Origin of the sequence: Ornithinibacter sp., from assembly GCF_035443565.1 — a bacterium.
Taxonomy (GTDB): domain Bacteria; phylum Actinomycetota; class Actinomycetes; order Actinomycetales; family Dermatophilaceae; genus Fodinibacter.
Window position 1 is genome coordinate 1 of the sequence record NZ_DAORSO010000209.1, and the last position, 3,163, is coordinate 3,163.

At 71.9% G+C, this 3,163-nt stretch carries 4 protein-coding genes and 2 pseudogenes; 3 read left to right on the plus strand and 3 right to left on the minus strand.

The features are described 5' to 3' along the window. On the plus strand, positions 1-806 hold an 806-nt coding region (locus PLL68_RS13430; RefSeq protein ID WP_324534905.1), incomplete at its 5' end, for a zinc metalloprotease. Here PLL68_RS13430 and PLL68_RS13435 read toward each other — a convergent pair. Then, on the minus strand, positions 807-1,598 hold the full coding sequence (locus PLL68_RS13435; protein WP_159903054.1) for a hypothetical protein: 792 nt from the start codon (positions 1,596-1,598) through the stop codon (positions 807-809). 229 nt (positions 1,599-1,827) lie between these two features. Between PLL68_RS13435 and PLL68_RS15900 the strand changes: the two are divergent. Together PLL68_RS15900 and PLL68_RS13440 are read left to right on the plus strand one after the other, a co-directional pair. Beyond that, positions 1,828-1,893: pseudogene (locus PLL68_RS15900) on the plus strand (SHOCT domain-containing protein); the annotation flags it as partial. 41 nt (positions 1,894-1,934) lie between these two features. After that, the gene (locus PLL68_RS13440) at positions 1,935-2,141 is read left to right on the plus strand and encodes a helix-turn-helix transcriptional regulator (RefSeq protein ID WP_159903052.1); all 207 of its coding nucleotides are present in this window, start codon (positions 1,935-1,937) and stop codon (positions 2,139-2,141) included. Positions 2,142-2,301: 160 nt separating this feature from the next. Here the strand turns inward: PLL68_RS13440 and PLL68_RS13445 are convergent. Both PLL68_RS13445 and PLL68_RS13450 read right to left on the minus strand, forming a co-directional pair. Next, positions 2,302-2,987, minus strand: a pseudogene (locus tag PLL68_RS13445) (PIG-L family deacetylase). A gap of 8 nt (positions 2,988-2,995) precedes the next feature. Then, entirely contained in the window at positions 2,996-3,160 is a 165-nt protein-coding gene (locus tag PLL68_RS13450; protein WP_324534911.1) for a rhodanese-like domain-containing protein, read from the minus strand. Between the last annotated feature and the right edge of the window lie 3 nt (positions 3,161-3,163).

Sequence of the window (3,163 nt, forward strand, 5' to 3'; positions counted from 1 at the left end):
TGGGCCTCATGAGTGACGCACCCACCGAGCGCCGCGCGCTCCTGGTCAACTCCACTGTGGCCGCAGTGCTGGGCGCCGGCCTGATGGTGCTGGCCCACGAGCTCAGCCACCTGGTCGCGGGCTTGGCGATGGGCATCCCGGGCACCCTGTACTCCTACGGCGTGGCCCACGAGGGGTCCCCCGTCCAGAACGCGATCATGGCGGGGGCGGGACCGATGTTCAGCCTGCTCACCGGCCTGGTGATGGCACTGTGGCAACCATTGCGCGCCACGCGGTCGTTCTGGCACCTGCTGTGGCTGTGGTTCGCCTACTCCTCGATGATGGAGGGCATCGGCTACCTCGAGATCACCCCGTTCGGGGCCGGCGACACCGCCGCGGTCGCCAGCCACCTCGGCTGGCCGCCCGCGGTCGGTTGGGTGCTGCTCGCCGGGGGCATCGCCGGCCAGTTCGCCCTGGCCTGGGGTTTCGCCCACCCGGTCGGCCGCATGGCGGGCGCGGACCGCGGCGCCCGCCTCGACGCGACCCTGTGGCCGTGGCTGCTCGGCACCGTGGTCAACCTCGGCCTGTCGGGCCTGTCGATGGCGACCCACCGGGCGGCCCTGTCCCCCGGTGAAGTGACGGTGATCCTGGCGGCCGGCTCCGCCACGCTGGTGTTCGCGCCGATGGCCATGATCTTCCAGCGCAAAATGAACGCGCAGCCCTACGAGCCGCTCAAGCTCAAGCCGATCCCCGTCGTGGGCCTCGCCCTCCTCGCCGGACTCATCCTGCTCAACCAGGCCCTCAATCTGGGCGTCCAGATCGGCTGATCACCCCCAGCCGGGGTCACGCTCGGCGAGAGCTGCGTGGCGACTGGCGTTGATCACCGCGTCGGCGTGCCCGGTGGCGGCGGGCCCGAGCAGGGCGAGCACCCGGCCGAGCGCCTCGCCGAGGCGACCGGCGGGCCAGTCCTCGGGCAGTGCCACCCGGGGCAGCGAACCCTCTTCCCCCAGCAGCTGGTACGCCTCCGAGCTCGCCTCGTACAGCGACCGGAAGGCGACCAGCGGGTCGGCCTCCGCGGTCTTGATCGCGTCGAGCCTGCTGATCACGTCGCCGTAGCGTCCGGCGAGGGCCGGAAGGTCCCAGGCGTGCTCGATGAGTCGGGTGGAGGCACTCGCGTCGACGTCGAGCCAGCCCGTGACCGCGGCCGCAGCCGACAGCAGATCACCCAGACCCGCCGACGCGTCCCGCAACGCCACCACCACCCCGGGCCGCAGCTGCCGATAACCGAACCGCGCGGCCGCAGACAGGAACGCCTCGCGCAGCGCACGTCGCGATTCCGGGACGTCGTAGACGAGCACGTGGAAGCGGCCGTCCCAGTCGGCGCTCGCGCCCGCCCCCCGGAGCTGCTCGAAGTTCGCGCGCAACTGCCCCGCCAACCGATAGACGCCGACGCGGCCGTGGCGCGTGAGGTCGAGCAAGCCATACCCGGCGACACGATGCACCAAGGCCTTGGCGGCCGACTGGGTCAGGCCCAGATCGCCGAGCAGCGCGACGAGTACCGGGCCCGGCAGCGCGGACGCCCGGCAGACCCCGAAGATGTAGGGGACGGCGCCGATCATCGATCCCGGCGCTCGTCGCCCCGGCTGGCGAGAACCGGTTGTGGTGACCACCCGGAACCCATCCGCCATGACGCGCACCCCCTCACGTCCGATCCTACGGCGCGGTCGAAGGGAACGAGGACGGTCGCCAAAGGCGTGCCACGCTCAGGGCGTTTGGCCTCCGACTCACGCCGGGGAGTAGCCCTCAGGCCCGCTCCGCCGCCCGGCGGCCGAACCAGTTGGCCAGGAGCTTCGCGACCAGGGCATCCTCACCGAGGACGAGTTCGCCGCCCAGAAGGCCAAGCTGCTCGGCTGACCGGCCCGCACGCCGGATGACGACGAGAGGTGGTGTTCGGCGTGGCCGACCTCAGTCCCGCTGAGCGACGCAAGCACGGAGAGTCGGCCCGCACCCACGCCCCGCTCGAGGGCCAGGCGCAGGTCGGCGAGGCACAGGGCATCAGCCTCGACACCGTGAACACCCACGTGCGCTCGATCTACGCGAAGCTCGGAGCGGGCACGCGGCGCGATGCCATTACCGCTGCCCGCGACCTCGGCCTGCTCTGATCCCCGCACGCTCACCCACTACGCACGAGGCCGGGCCGGGCGCCTGCTGTCAGGCTGACCCGGAAGGAAGGTCCCCATGATGCAGGAAAAGGCACTGATGCGATGCCAGTTCATCGTCAGCGGATCGGTGTCCGACGAGGCCATGGCTGCCACTGACGCGTCAGGCCCGGCTCCCCGCAGGAGCCAGCACGCGGACGTACTCGACGTCCCCGAGGAGCTCCAGTCGCTGCCAGAGCACACTTCCCGGAACCGCCTGGCTGACGTGGCAGTGCACCGCCGTGGACTGGCTGCGACGGTCGACGGCGATGGCGGTGAGGTCGTGGAGCGGATGACCCGCGAAGGCCGCCCCGTGGGTGTCGTTCAGCACCCGGCTCACCTGCTGCGGCAGGGCCCACCCCAGCACCGGGATGCCGTGTCGAGCGGCCACGGCGAGCGCAGCCTCGGACGCTTCCCGGTGGTCGGGGTGGCCCGTGACACCGCCGAGCGGGTCGACCACGAGGATGCCGTCCGGTTGCGTCGCTCGGACCTCGGCCTCGACCTCGGCCTCGATGACGCGCACGTCGAGGTCGGCCAGGGCGCCGTCCGGGTGTGCGAGCAGGGTCGTGCGCGCACACCCCAGCACACGCGCGGCATCCGACAGCTCGGCTGTCCGCTGGGCTGCGAGGTCGCCCGTCCCGGCCCCGAGGCCTCTCCGCGCGTCAGGCACAGCACGCTCACCTCGGCGCCGAGACGGACCGAGCGGTCGATGAGCGCACCGAGTGCGAACGACTCGTCATCGGGGTGAGCGACGACGACGAGCACCCGCGTCCAGTCGGACCCAGGGCCCGTTACCGCCAGGGAAGACACCGGCGAACTCAGGCCTGCGGGCCCTGCACGATGGGAAGACCGACCGCGATCCAGCCCGCGGTGCCGCCGTCGACGGAGACCGCGTCATAGCCCAGGGCGGTGAGCAGGTCAGCCATGGACCGGCTGCGGTTGCCGCTCTGGCAGATGACGTGCACGGTCTGGTCCTTGGGCACCCC

Coding starts and splice junctions, on each gene's coding strand:
- PLL68_RS13435 (WP_159903054.1), bottom strand. CDS start 1,598: ATGATCGGCGCCGTCCCCTACATCTTCGGGGTCTGCCGGGCGTCCGCG.